This is a genomic window from Oleiphilus sp. HI0079, assembly GCF_001635105.1.
On sequence record NZ_LWFT01000940.1, the window covers coordinates 1 to 868 of the forward strand.

The window sequence follows — 868 nt, forward strand, 5'->3', positions numbered from 1 at the left end:
CGATACCTATGAGAAACCAGCTGCCCCAGATTCTCCCACCCCGGCCAAAACACTTCGCCTGCCCCTAGAATGGCCTGAATTTCGCTTTCAGCCTGTCGTTGTTTTTCACTGACATAAGCGGCACCGGCTTGGACGTTGTTGCTCATGCTCGTATAGCCATAACCCAGCAAAGCCGCGCTTGTTACACATGTCATGATGCTCAGGTAAGCCAATAAACGATGTATCTGAAAGAGGTACATTGACGCGCAGATCGCCAAGGCGTAAAGCGACACACCACCCCAAATATGCAGAATTGCATCTGTACCTAGAGAACCTCGCTCTTCCGCGGCAGAGAACTTAGAAATGATCGGTAAATAGCGGCCTTCCCTATCAAACCGGAAGTGAATTGAAGGTTCAGAGTCAGAGTTTAAGGTCACTTCCGCCCAACCGTATATCAAGACACTCTGACCAGGCTCAATGCGCCATTCAGTGTATCGATAGTCACCTTGACGCTCAGAATAAGATGCGGGCATGGACCAGCGAATGCCGCCGCCGTTACCCGCTATCAAGACACTAGCGGACGAAGAATGGTCTTGGAGTTCAAAGCTCATGGCTCTTGTAATGTCGGCTTCCGTCACCCAGCGCGTCTTGCCTTCAGAGTCCGTTTCTTGGCGTTCCTTCAGATACCGGAAATAAACACTGGGCACCTTCTGTTTTGTGCTTCGCAACAGCGGTTTATCAGGCGGGGCCTCTACATAAGCCTCTACCTGAGCCTCGCCCGAAAGCACACCCAGAATAGGTGAAGGTACAATCCGTTCTAATTGCCTGAAATCCTGAATGGTTTTAAAGCCGGACTGACTTAGTTGAATTGCGAAATAAAAGCTGACCA

General features: G+C 50.2%; 1 protein-coding gene. It reads right to left on the reverse strand.

Annotation, left to right across the window (positions count from 1 at the left end; genetic code table 11):
- Positions 1 to 868, reverse strand: an 868-nt coding sequence (locus A3750_RS26315; RefSeq protein ID WP_197475112.1) for a hypothetical protein, incomplete at both ends; no start/stop codon positions are given.